This is a genomic window from Streptomyces sp. NPDC048420 (assembly GCF_040651535.1).
Classification (GTDB): domain Bacteria; phylum Actinomycetota; class Actinomycetes; order Streptomycetales; family Streptomycetaceae; genus Streptomyces.
Window position 1 is genome coordinate 164,455 of sequence record NZ_JBEZKG010000007.1, and the last position, 17,762, is coordinate 182,216.

The 17,762-nt window shown below is 71.4% G+C and carries 18 protein-coding genes; 11 read left to right on the plus strand and 7 right to left on the minus strand.

What is annotated here, in order from left to right; genetic code table 11:
• Positions 1-45: 45 nt before the first annotated feature.
• From AB0D34_RS14260 to AB0D34_RS14290, 7 genes are all read left to right on the plus strand, one after another.
• On the plus strand, positions 46-1,239 hold the full coding sequence (locus tag AB0D34_RS14260) for a prenyltransferase/squalene oxidase repeat-containing protein (protein WP_362661229.1): 1,194 nt from the start codon (positions 46-48) through the stop codon (positions 1,237-1,239).
• Entirely contained in the window at positions 1,236-1,868 is a 633-nt protein-coding gene (locus AB0D34_RS14265) for an SCO2322 family protein (RefSeq protein WP_362661231.1), read from the plus strand. Before AB0D34_RS14260 ends, AB0D34_RS14265 begins: the two co-directional genes overlap by 4 nt.
• The gene (locus AB0D34_RS14270) at positions 1,861-2,952 is read left to right on the plus strand and encodes an energy-coupling factor transporter transmembrane component T (protein WP_362661232.1); all 1,092 of its coding nucleotides are present in this window, start codon (positions 1,861-1,863) and stop codon (positions 2,950-2,952) included. Before AB0D34_RS14265 ends, AB0D34_RS14270 begins: the two co-directional genes overlap by 8 nt.
• The gene (locus AB0D34_RS14275; RefSeq protein WP_362661233.1) at positions 2,949-4,676 is read left to right on the plus strand and encodes an ATP-binding cassette domain-containing protein; all 1,728 of its coding nucleotides are present in this window, start codon (positions 2,949-2,951) and stop codon (positions 4,674-4,676) included. Before AB0D34_RS14270 ends, AB0D34_RS14275 begins: the two co-directional genes overlap by 4 nt.
• Positions 4,673-5,476: an ECF transporter S component gene (locus AB0D34_RS14280; RefSeq protein WP_362661235.1), complete on the plus strand. Its 804-nt coding sequence runs from the start codon at positions 4,673-4,675 to the stop codon at positions 5,474-5,476. Before AB0D34_RS14275 ends, AB0D34_RS14280 begins: the two co-directional genes overlap by 4 nt.
• Before the next feature lie 292 nt (positions 5,477-5,768).
• On the plus strand, positions 5,769-6,188 hold the full coding sequence (locus tag AB0D34_RS14285; protein ID WP_362661237.1) for a transglycosylase SLT domain-containing protein: 420 nt from the start codon (positions 5,769-5,771) through the stop codon (positions 6,186-6,188).
• Positions 6,189-6,889: 701 nt separating this feature from the next.
• Entirely contained in the window at positions 6,890-7,588 is a 699-nt protein-coding gene (locus AB0D34_RS14290) for a YoaK family protein (protein WP_362661648.1), read from the plus strand.
• 16 nt (positions 7,589-7,604) lie between these two features.
• Here the strand turns inward: AB0D34_RS14290 and AB0D34_RS14295 are convergent, their stop codons facing one another.
• The gene (locus AB0D34_RS14295; protein WP_362661239.1) at positions 7,605-8,438 is read right to left on the minus strand and encodes an alpha/beta hydrolase; all 834 of its coding nucleotides are present in this window, start codon (positions 8,436-8,438) and stop codon (positions 7,605-7,607) included.
• 105 nt (positions 8,439-8,543) lie between these two features.
• Here AB0D34_RS14295 and AB0D34_RS14300 point away from each other — a divergent pair, with 105 nt between their 5' ends.
• Complete coding sequence (locus tag AB0D34_RS14300) at positions 8,544-10,856, plus strand: helix-turn-helix domain-containing protein (protein WP_362661241.1); 2,313 nt, start codon at positions 8,544-8,546, stop codon at positions 10,854-10,856.
• Here the strand turns inward: AB0D34_RS14300 and AB0D34_RS14305 are convergent.
• The 3 genes from AB0D34_RS14305 to AB0D34_RS14315 are packed head-to-tail and all read right to left on the minus strand — an operon-like array spanning position 10,829 to position 12,328.
• Positions 10,829-11,341: a pyridoxamine 5'-phosphate oxidase family protein gene (locus AB0D34_RS14305; RefSeq protein WP_362661243.1), complete on the minus strand. Its 513-nt coding sequence runs from the start codon at positions 11,339-11,341 to the stop codon at positions 10,829-10,831. The two genes, AB0D34_RS14300 and AB0D34_RS14305, sit on opposite strands and share 28 nt — an antisense overlap.
• Positions 11,342-11,385: 44 nt before the next feature.
• Entirely contained in the window at positions 11,386-12,009 is a 624-nt protein-coding gene (locus AB0D34_RS14310; protein WP_362661245.1) for a DUF6461 domain-containing protein, read from the minus strand.
• 7 nt (positions 12,010-12,016) lie between these two features.
• Positions 12,017-12,328 (minus strand): ATP-binding protein, encoded by a 312-nt coding sequence (locus tag AB0D34_RS14315; RefSeq protein ID WP_362661247.1) that lies wholly within the window; start codon positions 12,326-12,328, stop codon positions 12,017-12,019.
• On the opposite strand from AB0D34_RS14315, the gene AB0D34_RS14320 reads away from it, so the two are divergent.
• Positions 12,242-12,472 (plus strand): DUF397 domain-containing protein, encoded by a 231-nt coding sequence (locus tag AB0D34_RS14320; protein WP_362661249.1) that lies wholly within the window; start codon positions 12,242-12,244, stop codon positions 12,470-12,472. The genes AB0D34_RS14315 and AB0D34_RS14320 overlap by 87 nt on opposite strands.
• Here the strand turns inward: AB0D34_RS14320 and AB0D34_RS14325 are convergent.
• Complete coding sequence (locus tag AB0D34_RS14325) at positions 12,456-13,625, minus strand: steroid 3-ketoacyl-CoA thiolase (RefSeq protein ID WP_362661251.1); 1,170 nt, start codon at positions 13,623-13,625, stop codon at positions 12,456-12,458. The genes AB0D34_RS14320 and AB0D34_RS14325 overlap by 17 nt on opposite strands.
• Before the next feature lie 230 nt (positions 13,626-13,855).
• Between AB0D34_RS14325 and AB0D34_RS14330 the strand changes: the two genes are divergently transcribed.
• Positions 13,856-15,091: a cytochrome P450 gene (locus tag AB0D34_RS14330; RefSeq protein WP_362661253.1), complete on the plus strand. Its 1,236-nt coding sequence runs from the start codon at positions 13,856-13,858 to the stop codon at positions 15,089-15,091.
• A gap of 254 nt (positions 15,092-15,345) precedes the next feature.
• Positions 15,346-15,975 (plus strand): TetR/AcrR family transcriptional regulator, encoded by a 630-nt coding sequence (locus tag AB0D34_RS14335; protein WP_362661255.1) that lies wholly within the window; start codon positions 15,346-15,348, stop codon positions 15,973-15,975.
• 3 nt (positions 15,976-15,978) lie between these two features.
• Here the strand turns inward: AB0D34_RS14335 and AB0D34_RS14340 are convergent, their stop codons facing one another.
• Positions 15,979-16,572 (minus strand): ScbR family autoregulator-binding transcription factor, encoded by a 594-nt coding sequence (locus AB0D34_RS14340; RefSeq protein ID WP_362661257.1) that lies wholly within the window; start codon positions 16,570-16,572, stop codon positions 15,979-15,981.
• Between the two features lie 117 nt (positions 16,573-16,689).
• Positions 16,690-17,385: a response regulator transcription factor gene (locus AB0D34_RS14345; RefSeq protein WP_362661259.1), complete on the minus strand. Its 696-nt coding sequence runs from the start codon at positions 17,383-17,385 to the stop codon at positions 16,690-16,692.
• Positions 17,386-17,762 lie beyond the last annotated feature (377 nt).

Genomic DNA, 17,762 nt, shown 5'->3' on the forward strand with positions numbered 1-17,762 from the left:
CCCGTGCTGCCCGGCTCCCCGCAGGGAGAAGGGCAACCGCCGATCATGAACGTCCGCCGCAGCGCCGCGGTCCTGGCCGCCACCGTCGTGATCGCAACGGCCGCGCCCGCCATAGCCGCCTCACCGTCCCCGTCGCCCGCGCTGCCCTCCGCTCTGTACGGCAGCAGCGACCCCACGTACGACGGGGTCTGGCGGCAGTCCCTCGCCCTGATCGCCCTGCACCGGGCGGACGTGGAGCCCGCCGCCGCGGCCGTCGACTGGCTGGCCGGGCAGCAGTGCGCGAACGGCGCGTTCGCGGCGTACCGCGCGAAGCCGTCGGCGGCCTGCGACACCAAGCTCATGGTCGACACCAACAGCACGTCCGCCGCCGTCCAGGCGCTGGCCGCGTCCGGCGACCACGACCCCGCCGTCCGTAAGGCGGTGAGCTGGCTGGAGTCCGTCCAGAACAAGGACGGCGGCTGGGGCTTCGCCCCCGGCGGGGCCAGCGACGCCAACTCGACGTCCGTGGTGATCGGCGCGCTCAACGCCTCGGGCGCCTACATCTCGCGGATCGCCAAGTACGGCAAGTCGCCCTACGACGCCCTGTTGAAGCTGGCCCTGCCATGCGCCGACGGGGGCGCGTTCGCCTACCAGCCGGACAAGAAGGGCAAGCTCACGGCCAACGCGGACGCGACCGCGGCGGCCGTCGTCAGCGTGCTGGGCACGGGCATGCTCACCGTGCGGGCCGGCGACGCGAAGAAGGCCGGCTGCGCCGACGCCTCGACACCCACCTGGCAGCGGGCCTCGGCCAACGGCGCGGCGTACCTGGCGAAGGCGGTCGCGAAGGACGGCCATCTGACCTCCGCCCTCCCCGGCTCCGAGAACCAGCCCGACTACGGCAACACGGCCGACGCGGTCGTGGCGCTGGCCGCACAGGGCGGGACGGCCGCGGCCGCGGGTCCGCTGCGCTGGCTGGAGCGGAACTCCGCGAAGTGGGCCGAGCAGAGCGGCCCCGCGGCCTACGCCCAGCTCATCCTGGCCGCGAAGACGGGCGGCGCCGATCCGCGCGACTTCGGCGGCACCGACCTGGTGCAGCGGCTGACCGCGACGGGACCGAAGCCGAGGGCGACGGCGGCACCGGCCGCCGAGTCCCGGGACGACTCCGACCCCTCCGTGTGGTGGGTGGTCGGCGCGGGTCTCGCCGCCGGGGCCGGCATCGGCTTCCTCCTCAGCGGCCGCAACAAGCGGAAGCAGCCGTGACCCGCCGGGGCCTGGCGGTCCTGCCCCTCCTGGCGGGACTCCTCCTGTCGCTCGCGACCCCGTCCCACGCCACCGGTTACCGCTACTGGTCCTTCTGGGACCGCACCGGCACAGCCTGGACGTACGCCACCCAGGGCCCCTCCACCTCGGTCCCCTCCGACGGTGACGTCCAGGGCTTCCGCTTCGCGGTGAGCGAGGACTCCTCGGACGCGGACACCCCCCGCGGGACGGCGTCGTTCACGACGATCTGCGCGGACACCCCGGCTCGGGACGGCCGTAAGCGGGTGGCCCTGGTCCTCGACTTCGGTACGGCGTCGGACGCGCCCTCCGGAGAGAAGCCGCCGTCCCGCCGCACCGCGTGCGCGTCGGTCCCCTCGGACGCGACCACGGCCGAGGCCCTGGCCACGGTCGCCAAGCCCCTCCGCTACAACACCAACGCCCTGCTGTGCGCGATCGGGGGGTATCCGGAGACGGGGTGCGGGGAACAGGTGACGGGGAAGAAGACGACCCCGTCGGACAAGGGTCCCTCGGACGGGGGCCCTTCGGTGGGGCTGCTGGCGGGGTTGGCGGGGGTGGCGGTACTGGGAGCTGCGGCGGTGTGGCAGGCGAGGCGACGCCGGCATGCCTAGCTTCGGGCAGCCGATCCATCCCGGCGCCTGGTGGCTCTGGTCCCTCTCCCTCGGCATCGCGGCCACCCGCACCACCAATCCCCTCCTCCTCGCCCTCCTCATCACCACCTCCGCCTACGTGGTGGCGGCCTGCCGCCGCCCCACCCCCTGGTCCCGCTCCTACACCGCCTTCCTCAAACTCGCCCTCGCCGTCCTCCTCATCCGTCTCCTCTTCGCCCTCGTCCTCGGCTCCCCGATCCCCGGCTCCCACACCCTCGTCACCCTCCCCGAACTGCCCCTCCCCGACTGGGCCCAGGGCATCCGCCTGGGCGGCAGGGTCACCGCGGAGTCCCTCGTCTTCGCCCTCTACGACGGCCTGAAGCTCGCCACCCTCCTCATCTGCGTGGGCGCGGCGAACGCCCTGGCCAACCCGCACCGCCTCCTCAAGTCCCTCCCGGGCGCCCTCTACGAACTCGGTGTCGCGGTGGTCGTGGCCCTCACCTTCGCCCCGCACCTCGTCGCCGACGTCCAGCGCCTGCGCGCCGCCCGCCGCCTCCGGGGCCGCCCGGACACCGGCGTCCGGGGCCTGCTCCAAGTCGGACTCCCGGTCCTGGAGGGCGCGTTGGAGCGATCGGTCGCCCTCGCCGCCGCGATGGACGCCCGCGGCTACGGCCGTACGGCCCAGGTCCCGCCCCGCGTCCGCCGTACGACCACCGCACTCACCCTCGGCGGCCTGCTCGGCGTGTGCGCGGGAACGTACGGACTGCTCACCGCCGAAGGCGGCACGTACGGCATCCCCGTCCTCCTCGCCGGCCTCGCCGCCGCCCTCGCGGGCCTGCGCCTGGGCGGCCGCCGTACCCCGCGCACCCGTTACCGCCCGGACCGCTGGACCGTCCGCGCCCTCCTGGTCGCCGGTTCCGGAGTGGCCGTGGCGGCGGCGATGTTCCTGGCGGGGGCCACCGACCCGGCGGCCCTGCACCCCGGGGTGGTCCCTCTCGTCGCCCCCACCCTCCCCCTCCTGCCTGCCGCGGCGATCCTCCTCGGCCTCCTGCCGGCCTTCCTCGCCCCCGCCCCCTCCCTCTCGCTCAAGGAGCCGTCGTCGTGATCCGCTTCGAGGATGTCTCCGTGACGTACGACGGGGCGGCCGAACCCACCGTCCGGGGCGTCGACTTCGCGGTGCCGGAGGGTGAACTCGTGCTGCTCGTGGGCCCGTCGGGGGTGGGCAAGTCCACGATCCTCGGCACGGTGTGCGGACTGGTCCCGCACTTCACCGGCGGCACCCTGCGCGGCCGCGTCACGGTGGCCGGCCGTGACACCCGCACCCACAAGCCGCGCGAACTCGCCGACGTGGTGGGCACAGTGGGCCAGGACCCCCTGGCCCACTTCGTGACGGACACGGTGGAGGACGAACTCGCCTACGGGATGGAGTCGTTGGGCCTGGCGCCGCCGGTGATGCGCCGCCGGGTGGAGGAGACCCTGGACCTCCTCGGCCTGGTCCCGCTGCGCGACCGCCCCCTGGCCACGCTCTCCGGCGGCCAGCAGCAGCGGGTGGCGATCGGCTCGGTCCTCACCCCGCACCCGCGGGTCCTGGTCCTCGACGAACCCACCTCGGCGTTGGACCCCGCGGCGGCCGACGAGGTCCTGGCCGTCCTCCAACGCCTGGTCCACGACCTCGGCACGACGGTCCTCATGGCCGAACACCGGCTGGAACGCGTCATCCAGTACGCCGACCAGGTGGCCCTCCTCCCGGCCCCGGGGGAACCACCTCTCCTCGGCACCCCGGCCGACGTCATGGCCGTGTCCCCGGTGTATCCCCCGGTGGTCGACCTGGGCCGGCTGGCGGGCTGGTCCCCGCTGCCGCTGACGGTGCGGGACGCGCGCCGCAGGGCGGGAGACCTCAGGGAGCGCCTGGCCACGAGACCGACTCAGCCTGCGGGCAGTCGTGCCGCTGGGGCGGCACGGGTGGGCGCAGGCGGCACCCCGCAAGCGCGGGCAAGCGAAAGCGCCCCTACAGGACCCCCCGCCCAGCGCCACCTCCTGTTCCTACGTAAACGTGACACCGCCCCCGAGACGCCGCCCCACCTCGCCGAAGTCCAGAACCTCACCGTCCGCCGAGCCCACATCCAAGCCCTCACCACCCTGGACCTCACCATCCGCCCGGGCGAGACCATCGCCCTCATGGGCCGCAACGGCGCCGGAAAGTCCACCCTCCTCAACACCCTGGTCGGCCTCGTGGCGCCCTCCGCCGGAAGAGTCCAGGTAGGCGGCGCCCAGCCACACCGCACCACCCCCCGCGACCTCGTACGCCACGTAGGCCTCGTCCCCCAGGAACCCCGGGATCTCCTCTACGCCGACACGGTCGAAGCCGAATGCCGGGCCGCCGACTCCGACGCCGACGCACCACCCGGCACCTGCCGCACCCTCGTCGCCGAGCTGCTTCCCGGCGTGACCGACGACACCCACCCCCGGGACCTCTCCGAAGGACAGCGGCTCGCCCTCGCGCTCGCCGTGGTCCTGACCGCCCGCCCACCCCTGCTGCTCCTGGACGAACCCACGCGCGGCCTGGACTACGCGGCGAAGACCCGCCTCGTCGCCCTGCTGCGGGACCTCGCCACCACCGGCCACGCGATCGTGCTGGCCACGCATGACGTGGAGCTCGCCGCGGAGCTCGCCCACCGGGTGATCCTGCTCGCCGAGGGAGAGGTGATCGCCGACGGGCCGACGGCGGACGTCATCACGTCCTCCCCCTCCTTCGCCCCGCAGGTCAGCAAGATCCTCGCCCCGCAGCGGTGGCTCACGGTCAACCAGGTGAGGGAAGCCCTGTCATGACACGAGCCGTCCGCCTCGGCCCCCGCTCGGTCCTCACCCTCACCCTCGTCAGCGCCGTGGGCGTCGTCGCCTTCGGGTGGCCCTTCCTCGCCCCGCCCACCTCCCAGGTCGGCACCCACACCCAGGACGCCCCCTGGCTCTTCGCCGGCCTGCTGGTCCTCCTGGTCGCGGTGGTCGCCGCGGCGATCGCGGAGTCGGGGCTCGGCCCGAAGGCCGTGGCGATGCTCGGTGTCCTCGCCGCGACCGGCGCCGCGCTCAGACCGATCGGCGCCGGGACCGCCGGTATCGAGCCGATGTTCTTCCTGATGGTGCTCAGTGGCCGGGTCCTCGGTCCGGGCTTCGGCTTCGCGCTCGGCAACGTCACGATGTTCGCGTCCGCGCTGCTCACGGGCGGGGTGGGCCCGTGGATGCCGTTCCAGATGCTGGCGATGGGCTGGTTCACGATGGGCGCGGGTCTGCTGCCGGGCCCCGGCCGCCTGAGGGGCCGCGCCGAGGTCCGGCTCCTCGCGGTGTACGGCTTTCTCGCCGCCTTCGCCTACGGCACCGCCATGAACATGGCCGGCTGGCCCTTCATGGGCGCCCTCGCCTCGAACATCGCCTTCGACCCGCACGCCGGTGTCCCCGCCAACCTGGCCCGCTTCCTGGCGTACTGCCTGGCCACGTCCCTCGGCTGGGACCTGGGCCGGGCCCTGGTCACCGTCGTGCTCACCCTTGCCGTCGGTCCCGTCGTGCTCAGGGCGCTACGCAGAGCCACCCGGCGGGCGGCGTTCGAGAGCGCGGTCACATTCGAGCCTCGTTGACCGGTGAACCACCCCACATGACCCATATCACCAACTAACTGCACTAGTAGTGCATATCGGACGCCATGTCCGCGACAAAACAGCCTCTGACCTGCGCTTTGAGAGCCAGATCACACGGCACCCCCGCACCCCAGATGCGACCACAACTAGTAAAAGGGGTCATTGCGGACACCTGTCGAGCCTGTTTCTCTGGATGACGTCGCACGGCGCCGACAAGCCCACGGGCCTCGGCGCCGACGCATGTCCCCCGGGACCGCGAGCGACCTCCATGTCCCCGAAGAAAAGGTTCCCCGTGACCGTCTCCCGCATCGCCCGCCGCATCGCTTCTCCGAAGAAGGCCATCACCACCGTCGCGATGGCCGCCGCCACCGCCGGCCTGGTCCTGACCGCGGCGCCGGCCCAGGCGGCCACCACCAGCTCGTCCGCCTCCGCCAAGGCCATCGCGCACCAGATGATCCCGAACGCCGCGCAGTACGCCGCGTTCAGCAAGATCGTCGAGCACGAGAGCGGCTGGGACGTCAACGCCACGAACTCCTCCTCCGGCGCCTACGGCCTGGTCCAGGCCCTGCCCGGCTCCAAGATGGCCTCCGCCGGGTCCGACTGGAAGACCAACGCCAAGACCCAGATCAAGTGGGGCCTGGACTACATGAACTCCCGCTACGGCAGCCCGACCGGCGCCTGGGCCTTCTGGCAGGCCAACGGCTGGTACTGAGCCACCGCGCGCCTCACCGCCGTACGCCGTCCAAGAACAGCCAGGAAGCCGAAGCGGTCCACGGCTCCCTGCTCGACCGCCCGCACCCTCGCTCCCTGACCTGCGAGGGTGCGGGCGCATGTCCGGGTGTCGCCGATGGCGTGAGCAGCTGCTTCACCGAGGGCGCGTCCTTGTGGAGGGGGTGCAGGGGGCCTTCCCGAGCGCCATCGCGACGTGGGTGTCGGAGACCAGGTCAAGGCGGTGGGCACCGCCCTTGGGAAGGGTGAGCAGGCCGGTCGCCGTGGTGGTGCGCCGTGCGGGTCGACGGTCCGGTACGTCAGCCGGTAGGCCCGTGCGCCGTACCGGACCGGGTCGGTGGCGACGTCCCGCCCGCTCAGGATCGCCCGGACGGCCCCCGTGTCCCGGTCGGCGACGGGCGTGACGGTGACCGGATCGCCGCGCCGCGTCTGATGCGTCTGCTCGCCGGCGCGGGACGCCCGGACGGCCCCCGCGTCCCGGTCGGCGACGGGCGTGACGGTGACCGGATCGCCGCGCCGCGTCTGATGCGTCTGCTCGCCGGCGACTACCACGGGGGCCACCGCGAGCCCGCCGAGCCCCCGTTCCTCGACGCTACGGACGCGCAGGTCACCCCGGCATCCGAGAGGCCCCCGCATCCGTGGTGGACTTGGGTGCACCCTTCCGTCCGGCCGTCCGGAGACCCGATGAGCGAACAGAGCAGCACCGGCACGAAGACAGCCGACGATCCCGAGGCGCGCGGACTGCGGCTGGTGGTCGTGCTGTTGGGGCTTACGGTGGTCAGCGGACTGATCGACGCGGTCAGCTACCTGGGCCTGGAGCACGTGTTCACCGCGAACATGACCGGCAACGTGGTCGTGCTCGGGTTCGCCGCGGCCGGGGCGCCCGGGTTCTCGGTGCTGCACAACCTGACCTCACTGGGGTTCTACGTCGTGGGCGCGGTGGCGGGCGGCCGGTCCGCCATATGGCTCGGCGCCGGCTCCCGCCGTACCTGGGCCCGGCTCGCGCTCGCGACCGAGGCGGTGCTCCTGGGCGCCGCGGCCGTGGTCTTCTTCACCGCCCTCGACGCCACGGCCACCGTCTACACCCTCATCGCCGTCACGGCCCTCGCCATGGGCCTGCGCAACGCCACGGTCCGCAGGCTCGGTGTCCCTGACCTGACGACGACCGTGCTGACCATGACGTTGACGGGCCTCGCCGCCGACTCCCGGGTGGGCGGCGGCTCGGGCAGCCGTTCCCCCCGACGTACGGCGTCCGTGATCGCGATGGCCGCCGGGGCCGCGCTGGGTGCGTGGCTGGTGCTCCACCACGGCCTCGGGGTCTCACTGGCGGTCGCGGCGGGGCTGGTGGCGGTGCTGGCGGTGACGGCCTCGGGGCGCGAGTAGCCCCTGCTTTCAGGGGCTACTTGGCGAGGAAGGCCAGCAGCGCCGCGTTGACCTCCTCCGCGTGCGTCCACAACAGCCCGTGCGGAGCGCCCTCGATCTCGACGTACTCGGCGGACGGCAGCAGCGCGTGGAACGGCCGGCCGGTCGCGTCGATCGGCAGGATGCGGTCACCGGTGCCGTGCACGATCAGCGACGGTACGTCGACCTTCGCCACGTCGGCCCGGAAGTCGGTGATCCAGGTCGGCACGCAGGCCACCGAGGCGTGCGCCGAGGAACCCGCGGCCACGTTCCAGCTGTTGCGCAGGGCCTCCTCGCTGATCCGGCTGCCCAGCGTCTCGTCCAGGTTGTAGAAGTCCTGGTAGAAGGCGGTGAAGTAGGCGTACCGGTCCTTGGTGACCGCCGCCAGGATCCCGTCGAAGACCTCCTGGGGCACGCCCGTCGGGTTGTCGTCGGTCTTCAGCAGGAAGGGCTCCAGGGAGGCCAGGAAGGCCGCCTTCGCGATCCGGCCCGAGCCGTGGGTGCCCAGGTAGCGGCCCACCTCGCCGGTGCCCATCGAGAAGCCGACCAGGACCGCGTCCGTGAGGTCCAGGCTGGTCAGGACCTTGTCGAGGTCGGCGGCGAAGGTGTCGTAGTCGTAGCCTGTGGTCGGCTGCGAGGACCGGCCGAAGCCGCGGCGGTCGTAGGTGATGACCCGGTGGCCGGCCTCAAGGAGCGCCGGGACCTGGCGCTCCCAGGAGTGGCCGTCGAGCGGGTAGCCGTGGATCAGCACGACGGGCTGTCCGGTGCCGTGGTCCTCGTAGTAGAGCTCGATCGGCGCGCTGTTCTCTTCACCAACGGTGATGTACGGCATGGGGTTGGTCCTCCTCGTAGGGAGATTCCAGCTCACCACCGGCGGTCCATGGTCACCAGGCAGAAGTACAGGCGGAAGTAGAGAGCGCTTGTTCTAATTGTCGTGATGACCAGTCATGTGCCTGAACCACCGCAGCCCGAGGTTCCCCCCGGCGGCACCGCCTTCGGCGGGATGCTGCGCTCCCTGCGCCGGACCGCCCGGCTGACCCTGGAGGAGCTGTCCGGGGCGTCCGGGGTGAGCGTGCGCGCGCTCGGGGACCTGGAGCGCGGCCGCAGCCGGGGACCGCAGCGCCGTACGGTCGACGCGCTCGCCGCCGCCCTCCGTCTCGACGACGAGCAGCGCGAGCGCCTGCAACGGCTGGCCGACGCCGGCCGGGAACGCGGCGGGGCGCCGGCATCGCCGTATCTCCTGCGCACCGTCCCGGACTTCACCGGCCGGGAGCAGGAACTGGCGGATCTGGAGGCCCTCGCCGGCGGCACCCGGACCCGTGCCGCGGTGCTCTTCGGCCCGGGCGGGCAGGGCAAGACGACGCTGGCCGCGGAAGCCCTGCGCCGGCTGTCGGGCTCCTTCCCGGACGGCTGTGTCTGTGTCCAGCTGCACGGCATGAGCGACTCCCCGCTGCCGGCCGCCGAGGCGCTGGTCCTGCTGCTCACGGCGCTCGGTCTGCCGCCCGACCGGATTCCCGTCGACCCGGTCGCCCGCGAGGCCGTCTACCGGGCCACGCTGGCCGGCCGGCGGGCACTGGTCGTCCTCGACGACGCGGCCGACGAGACGCAGACCAGGCCGCTGCTGCCGGACGCGGAGGGCAGTTTCGTGCTGGTCACCAGCAGACGGCCGCTGGCCGGACTCGAAGGCGTACGACGGATCAGGCTCGGCGGGCTCAGCGGCGGCGAGTCGGCGCGGCTGCTGGAACGGATCCTCGGCGCCCCGCGCACCGACGGACAGTCGGAGGCGATCACCCGGCTGACCGAACTGTGCGGACACCTCCCGCTGGCCCTGCGGATCGTCGGCAACCGCCTCTCCAGCCGCCCGGGCTGGACCCCGGCCCGCCTGGTGGGCCAACTCGCCGACGAGGAGCGCCGGTTGAGCGGCCTGGTCGCCGGAGACCTCGCCGTCCGCAGCGCGCTGGCCCTGTCCTACGGCCAACTCACCGGCGAGCACCGGCGGTTGCTGCGCCGAGTCGCCCTGCTGCCCGGCCACGACACTGGTCCGGAACTCGCCGCCGTACTGACCGGCGAGGACCCGCTCACCACCGAGGACTCCCTCGACCTGCTGGTCGACCGGGGCCTGCTGGAGGAGACCGCGCCCGGCCGCTACGCCCCGCACGATCTCGTACGGCTCTTCGCGCGCGAGCGGCTGAGGGACGAGGAGGAGGACGTGGAAGCGATCCAACTCCGTATGGCGGACTGGCTGTTGCGGTCGGCGTCGGCGGCGGGGCGGCTGTTCGAGGCGCCGGGGGCGCCGGAGCCGTGGGAGGGCGGACCCACGGCCTTCGCCCCCGGGTCCACCGAGGAGGCGGCGGAGTGGCTCACCACCGAGCGCTCCAACTGGTCCGGCGCCCTGCCGCTGATGTTCGCGGCGGACCGGCACACGGAGATCCTCCACACCTCGCGCACCCTGTACTGGTTCTCCGACCGCTGGAGCCAGTGGCCCGAGTGGCGGACCCTGTTCGCGTACGGCGCCCGGTGCGCGGCCGCTCTCGGAGACCGCGCGGCCGAGGCCCATCAGCTCAACTGCCTCGCCTGGGCCCACAGCGTCGGCGCCTGCCAGTACGAGCAGGCCGAGCAACTGGCCCGCCGAGCGCTGGAGTTGGCGACCGAGACCGCAGACCTCGGCCAACAGGCCTGGGCCTGGTCGTACATCAGCGGGGCCTGTCTGAGCCTGGAGCGGCCCGTGGCGGCGGCGGAGGCCGCGGCCAGGGCGGCCGGGCTCTTCGAGGCCGCCGGTGACGCCGCCGGAACGGCGGTCTCCCAGCGGGTCCTCGGCAAGGCGCTGCGCGAATCCGGCCGCCCGGAGGAGGCGCTGGTGCTGCACCGGGCTCTGCTCGACACCCAGGCCGGGGACGTCCCGGGCCTGGACGAGTACATTCAGACCCTCCTCCGCCACGAGATAGCGAGCGACCTGCTGGCCCTGCGGCGATGGCCGGAAGCGGTGGCGACCTACCGGACCGTCACCGCGCCCCTCGCCGACGGCAACCACGACCGCCTCCAGGCCCAGGCCCTCACCGGCCTCGCCACGGCCCTGGAGCACTGCGGCGAACTCACCGAGGCCCACGCGCACTTCACGCGGGCCCACCGCCTGTTCACCTCCGCCGGCGACGCGACCTCGGCCGCGGAGACGGCGACCGCGCTGGCGCGGCTCAAGGGCGGCGACGGCAGCCCGCCGCACCCTCACCCCGGATCGACCGCCACCCGGTGATCCGGCCGCCCGTCCTTCGCCAGCATCCAGTGCGCCTCGGCCACCGCCCGGTACAGCCGCATCCCGGAGTCGCCGCGCACGTCGTCGAGGGTCCAGACCCGCCCGCCGTGCCCGAGCGAGCGCCGGGAGAAGACCTCCAGCGCCTGCTCGGCCTCCGGCTCCTCGGCGACCTCCGCGGCGACGGCGGCTATGTACACCCCCTGCCCGGTGCCGATCTGCACCGACGAGTCGAAGACCGCGATGCCCACCTCGGGCCGCACCGCGATGTTCCGCGAATGGACGGCCTCCGGCGAGGACACCCAGAAGAACTCCCGGCACCCCACGTGCGCGAAGTAGACCGGCGTGCTCCACGGCCGCCCCTCCGCGTCGGCCGTGGCCAGCACCAGGTACCGGCTCGCCTCGACGATCCCGCGCGCGTTCCCGGCCGTGGGCCGCACCTCGGCGCCCACCTCAACGGCTGCTTCCCGCCCTGCCGTCACGTCCATCGCGAACACCTCCTCCGAGTGAGGACCGTGGCGCCGGGCCGAACTCATCGGCGGGTCGACAGGCCCGCCGCCGGAAGCCGCCGCTCCTCGGAGTCCTTCGGCAGCCACAGTCCGAACCGGCTCCCCAGGTACTCCAGAACCTGCGACGCGCTCATGCTCCCGCCGTCCGCCGGCCAAGCGAGGGCCGACGGGTCCACGCCGTCGTCGTACGCGGGTGTCCCGGGGTCGAAGGAGGACAGGGCCTGCCCGTCGACCGCGTACTCCACCCGCTGCGTGGCGTTGACGTCACAGCTGACGGCGAGGACGCGGGAGCCCGAGGAGAGCGCGGGGAGGTAGTCCACCGCGGAGACGTACGACGTGGAGGCCTGGACGGCGAAGGCCCAGCCCTCGATCTCCCCGGCCCGTACGACCGCGTCCACCGACCGGCTCAGGAACCCGAGTTCCTCCACGGCCTCGACGTCCAGATCCTCCAGGTGGTCCAGGCCGAACGGCTCGTCCATGGAGTTGCGGACCTCGATCTCCTGGGCCTGCGTCCGGGTGAGCGGGAACAGGGAGTCCCGCCGCGCACCGAGCCGGACGAGGACCTCCTCGGGCGCGAGCCGCTCACAGAACAGGAGGCTGTAGCCGAAGGGGTACGCCTCCGACACCCACCGCAGTCCGTCGGTCATCTCGCCATCATGAGGTCCCGCACTCGAACCAGACAGTCTTGCCACCGCCCGATCTCGACCCCACGCCCCACTTCCCCACCACGGCGTCCAGCAGCGCAAGACCGCGACCGTGCTCGGCCTCTCCGTCCAACTCCATTGCTGGAAACGGCAGTTCGGGTGCCGCATCGGCGACCTCCACCCGTACCCCGCCCTCCAGCCGCAGCACCAGCACCACACACCGCCGGTCCGGAACATGCCGTACGACATTGGCGACCAGCTCCGTCACACCGAGCTCGGCCGCGTCGGACAGCTCCGGCAGCTCCCACTCGTCAGCGACCAAGGCGGCGACTGCGTCGAAGTCGCCGAAGCCCCCTGCACCACCGTCGCCATCCGTGACTCCAAGACCCCGGCGGGACCGATCCTCACCCTCGCCCCCGCCGTCTTCACCACCTTCGTCAACTGGACCTCTACAACCGCTGAATGATCGTGCCGGTGGCCAAGCCACCCCCCGCGCACATCGTGATCAGCGCGAACTCCTTGTCCGAGCGCTCCAGTTCATGCAGGGCCGTCGTGATGAGCCGGGCCCCGGTGGACCCCACCGGGTGCCCGAGCGCGATCGCGCCGCCGTTGACGTTGACCTTCTCCAGGTCCTGTTCGAAGACCTGGGCCCAGCTGAGCACCACGGAGGCGAAGGCCTCGTTGATCTCGACTAGGTCGATGTCCTTCAACGACATCCCCGCTTTGCCGAGCACCGCGCGGGTCGCGTCGATGGGCCCGTCGAGGTGGAAGTGCGGGTCGGCGCCGACCAGTGCCTGCGCCACGATCCGCGCCCGGGGCTTCAGCTTCAGCGCCCGCGCCATCCGCTTCGACGCCCACATGATCGCCGCGGCGCCGTCGCTGATCTGTGACGAGTTGCCCGCCGTGTGGATCGCCGTCGGCATGACCGGCTTCAGGCCCGCCAGCGCCTCCATGGAGGTGTCCCGCAGCCCCTCGTCCCGGTCGACGAGCCGCCACATGCCCTGACCGGCCCGCTGTTCCTCCTCCGTCGTCGGCACCTGGACCGCGAACGTCTCCCGCTTGAAGCGTTCCTCGGACCAGGCGACGGCCGCCCGCTCCTGGGAGATGAGCCCGAGCGAGTCGACGTTCTCCCGGGTCAGCCCCCGGTGCCGGGCGATCCGTTCGGCCGCCTCGAACTGGTTGGGCAGGTCCACGTTCCACTCGTCGGGGAACGGCTTCCCCGGCCCGTGCTTCGAGCCCGACCCCAGCGGCACCCGGGACATCGCCTCGACACCGCAGCTGATGCCGACGTCGATGACTCCGGCCGCGACCATGTTGGCGACCATGTGGGAAGCCTGCTGCGAGGAGCCGCACTGGCAGTCGACGGTCGTCGCCGCTGTCTCGTAGGGCAGCCCGACGGTCAGCCAGGCCGTGCGCGCGGGGTTCATGGACTGTTCGCCGGCGTGGGTGACCGTGCCGCCGACGATCTGTTCGACCGCGTCGGCGGGGATGCCGGTCCGGCCGAGGAGTTCACGGTAGGTCTCACCCAGCAGATAGGCGGGATGCAGATTGGCGAGCGCGCCGCCGCGCCTGCCGATGGGGGTGCGGACGGCTTCGACGATCACGGGTTCGGCGGCCATGGGTGCGGGTCCTCTCCTCCGAACGGATCACTGGAACTCCGGAACTAGTACGTGTTCTAGTTGGCGCGATGCTTGCAGTCTGCGGACGATCCGGCCACCACCGCAAGGGTCGTGCAGGCAATTGGGGCCTGCGTACCCCTTGCCTCTTGTAGAACCCGTTACTACCTTCACGGCAGCTCTGTACCTGATGGACCGTCAGAAAGATTCCAGACAGCTGGAGTGAGTTGCCGATGACCTGTCCAGCGCTCCCCGAGGGATTCGACTTCACCGACCCCGACCTGCTGCAAAGCCGCGTACCGCTGCCGGAGTTCGCCGAACTGCGCCGGGCCGAGCCGGTGCGCTGGATCCCCCAGTCGGGCAATGTCGCCGGCTTCCAGGACGAGGGGTACTGGGCGGTCACCCGGCACGCGGACGTCAAGTACGTCTCCACCCACCCCGAGATCTTCTCCTCCTCCCTCAACACGGCGATCATCCGCTTCAACGAGCGCATCGAGCGGGACGCGATCGACGCGCAGCGCCTGATCCTGCTGAACATGGACCCGCCGGAGCACACCCGGGTCCGCGGCATCGTCCAGCGCGTGTTCACCCCGAGGGCCATCCGCGCCCTGGAGGAACGCCTGCGCGACCGCGCCCAGACGATCGTCGAGACCGCGCGCGCCCACCCCGGTTCCTTCGACTTCGTCACCCAGGTGGCCTGCGAACTCCCGCTCCAGGCGATCGCCGAGCTCATCGGCATCCCGCAGGACGACCGCGCGAAGATCTTCGACTGGTCCAACAAGATGATCTCGTACGACGATCCGGAGTACGCGATCACCGAGGAGGTCGGCCAGGAGTCGGCCATGGAGGTCATCGCCTACGCGATGAACATGGCGGCCGACCGCAAGCAGTGCCCGGCGAAGGACATCGTCACCACGCTGGTGTCGGCGGAGGACGAGGGCAACCTGGGCTCCGACGAGTTCGGCTTCTTCGTCCTGATGCTGGCGGTGGCGGGCAACGAGACCACCCGTAACGCCATCACCCACGGCATGCACGCGTTCCTGACCCACCCCGACCAGTGGGACCTCTACAAGCGCGAACGCCCGTCGACGGCCGCCGAGGAGATCGTCCGCTGGGCGACCCCGGTCAACGCCTTCCAGCGCACGGCCACCCAGGACACGGAGTTGGGCGGCAAACAGATCAAGAAGGGCGACCGGGTGGGCATCTTCTACGCCGCCGCCAACCACGACCCGGAGGTCTTCGACAACCCCGGCGCCTTCGACATCACCCGGGACCCCAATCCCCACCTGGGCTTCGGCGGCGGAGGCCCCCACTACTGCCTGGGCAAGTCCCTGGCGGTCCTGGAGATCGACCTGATCTTCAACGCGATAGCCGACGCCATGCCCGACCTACGAGCCACCGGTGACCCCCGCCGCCTGCGCTCGGCGTGGATCAACGGCGTCAAGGAGCTTCAAGTGACGCTCGGCTGAGCAGTTGCCGTCCTGTTGGCCAGAAAAACCAACATACCTGTCTGCTTCGTGCTGCTCCCTCGTCCCCCACGCTCCGGCGCTGACCTCAGAATGGCCTGATCGCAGCCCCGGACTCCCCTGCCCGATCGGCGATCGCGCGGAACCTTGGGGCCTCACCTGCTCCAATTAAGAGACAATGTTGTATGGTTCTGCTCGGCGGCACACCAATGGGGGGGCGTGTCCGGCGAAGACCACGAATGAGGGAGAGTCCCCCCGTGCAGACCAGGTCGCACCGCACCCGGCAATCTCTTGTCCGCGCCATGGCGGAACTGATCGCAGACGGTCAGCCCTCCGATGCGGGGCTGGTCAACATCTGCCGGAAGGCCGGTGTGAGCAGAGGGGCTTTGTACCATCACTTCCCCTCGACCGCGATGCTGGCCGCCGAGGTGCACCGGCAGGCGCATCACCAGATCGTCGCGCTGATGACCGAGGCGTTCCGGCAGGACGCGACAGACGCCTCGCGGCGTTTCCTCGTCTCCCTGGTCGAGTCGCTGCGCACGAACAAGGTCGTCCGGGCGGGGATGCAGCTGGCCGGTGACGGATCCTTCCAACAGCCGTGGCTGCGCGACGAGATGCTTCTCATGCTCCATGAGCGCATCACCGACACCGAACGGCATACGGCGTTCCGTGCGGAGGATCTCGCCGAACTCGTCGTGGTGGTGACGGCAGGCCTGGAGACACTGGGCCGCAGCGACCCCAAGTGGTGGGAACCGGGGAGCGTGAACCGCCTCTGGGCGATGCTGCGACTGCTGTTCGGCGCCCTCGGCACGCACACCGAACCGGCGCCCGCGACCCCGGTGGCGGTCAGCAGCGCGCAGCTTCCCGAGCAGCTGTCGAGCGGCTGACCGTCACGCAGCCGCCGCGACGGGCGGGGTGGTCCGCAGCCGGCTCATGAGGCCCGGGGTGGCGAGACCGGGCAGCACAAACCGCCACAGACTGCCGACCCGGTCGACCAGATCCGTTCGGTTGCTGTACGCCTGGGCCATGGTCTGCACACCGGTGTAGGCGCCGACGATGAACAGGGTCGCCTCCTCGATGTCCACGCCGGGCAACAACTCCCCCCGCTCCTCGGCCTGTTGCAGAACCGCCCGGATGACCTCGACGGACTGGTCGTAGCCGGTCCGGTACTTCGTGAACGACGACTGCTCCACGGACAGACGCACACTGGCCCGCAGCGCCGGATCGCTCTGCAGGCGTCGCGCGAAGGTGAGCGTCAGGTCGATCAGGCTCTGCAGCTTCACCGGCTGCTCCGTCACCTGAAGTGCCTCGACATGCACGCTCATCAGCGCGAGAGCGATCGCTTCCTTGGAGGCGAAGTGGTGGTACAACGCGCCGCGGGTGAGGCCGGCTCGCGCCAGGATGTCGGTGGTGCTCGCCGAGTCGTAACCGCGCTCGTCGAACAGTTCCGCGGCAGCCATGAGGATCGCGTGACGCGTGCGCATTGCCCGTTCCTGCTTGGCCATTTCATCCCTCGCCACGAAACTTTTAACGTACTTGTCTGTATCTTAGCCCAAGCTGGTCGGTGCGTGGCGGAACGGGCCGGGCCGGCCCCTGCGGGCCTAGGGGCACCCGAGCCGGAAGCCGATGCCCCTGACGGTGAGGATCCACTCGCTCGACCCGAGTTTGCCCCGCAGCGTCCCGACATGGGTGTCGATCGTGCGGCCGCGCGGAGACCAGCCGTCGCCCCAGACCTGAGCCATGATGTGGCGGCGCGGCAGCACCGTGCCCGGCTGCGAGGCCAGCAGGAACAGCAGGTCGAACTCCTTGCGGGTGAGGTCGAGCGGCTTGCCGTCGAGGGTCGCCGTCCGTGCGTCGGCGTCGATCCGCAGGCCCTGGTGCACCGCCACGCGCGAGGGCGGGCCCTGCCGGTTGACGCGCCGCATGATGGCCTCGATCCGGGCCAGCAGCTCCCGGAATCCGTACGGCTTGACCAGATAGTCGTCGGCCCCGGCCTGCAGGCCCAGCACGCGGTCGAGCTCGGAGTCGCGGGCCGTGACGGTGATGATCGGGGTCTCGCTGACACTGCGGATGCTTCGGCACACCTCCAGCCCGTCGAGATCGGGCAGGTCGAGGTCGAGCAGGACGAAGTCGACGTCGTCGTGGGACCGCAGCGCCTGGGCGCCGCTGGTCGCACTCAGCGTCACGTAGCCCTGGCGCGACAGGCCTTGCAGGAGAAGGTCGGCATCCCTGACGTCGGCTTCGACGACCAGGACGCGCAGCCCTTCCTTCCGGCTCGGTGCCTTCGGGACGCTCATCGTCGGCCTGGAGTGGCCGATGCGCGCGGATGATGGGCGGGGATGCGCAGCCGGTGCAGTCAGTAGGTCCACGGCCTGCCGAGTCATCTGATCCTCCTGAGGCGGGGTCGCGGCAGCCTTGAGAGCCGCGGTCGGCGACGAGAACATAACAAACAGACATGTCTGATTGTCAACGGGGCACATTTCGCGCCACGTCAATGCCTCTACCGGGTGATTGTGCCCGTGATCTGCTATCGGAACTTACGGAATGCCCCACTCCGCTATGGTTGCTGCGAAAAAGCTTGATCCCCAGTTAACTGAAAACACGCGAACCTGTCTGTATGTTGTTGCCACGGAAGGATGCCGATCCGGGGGGAGCTACGGCATGCCGTCGACGC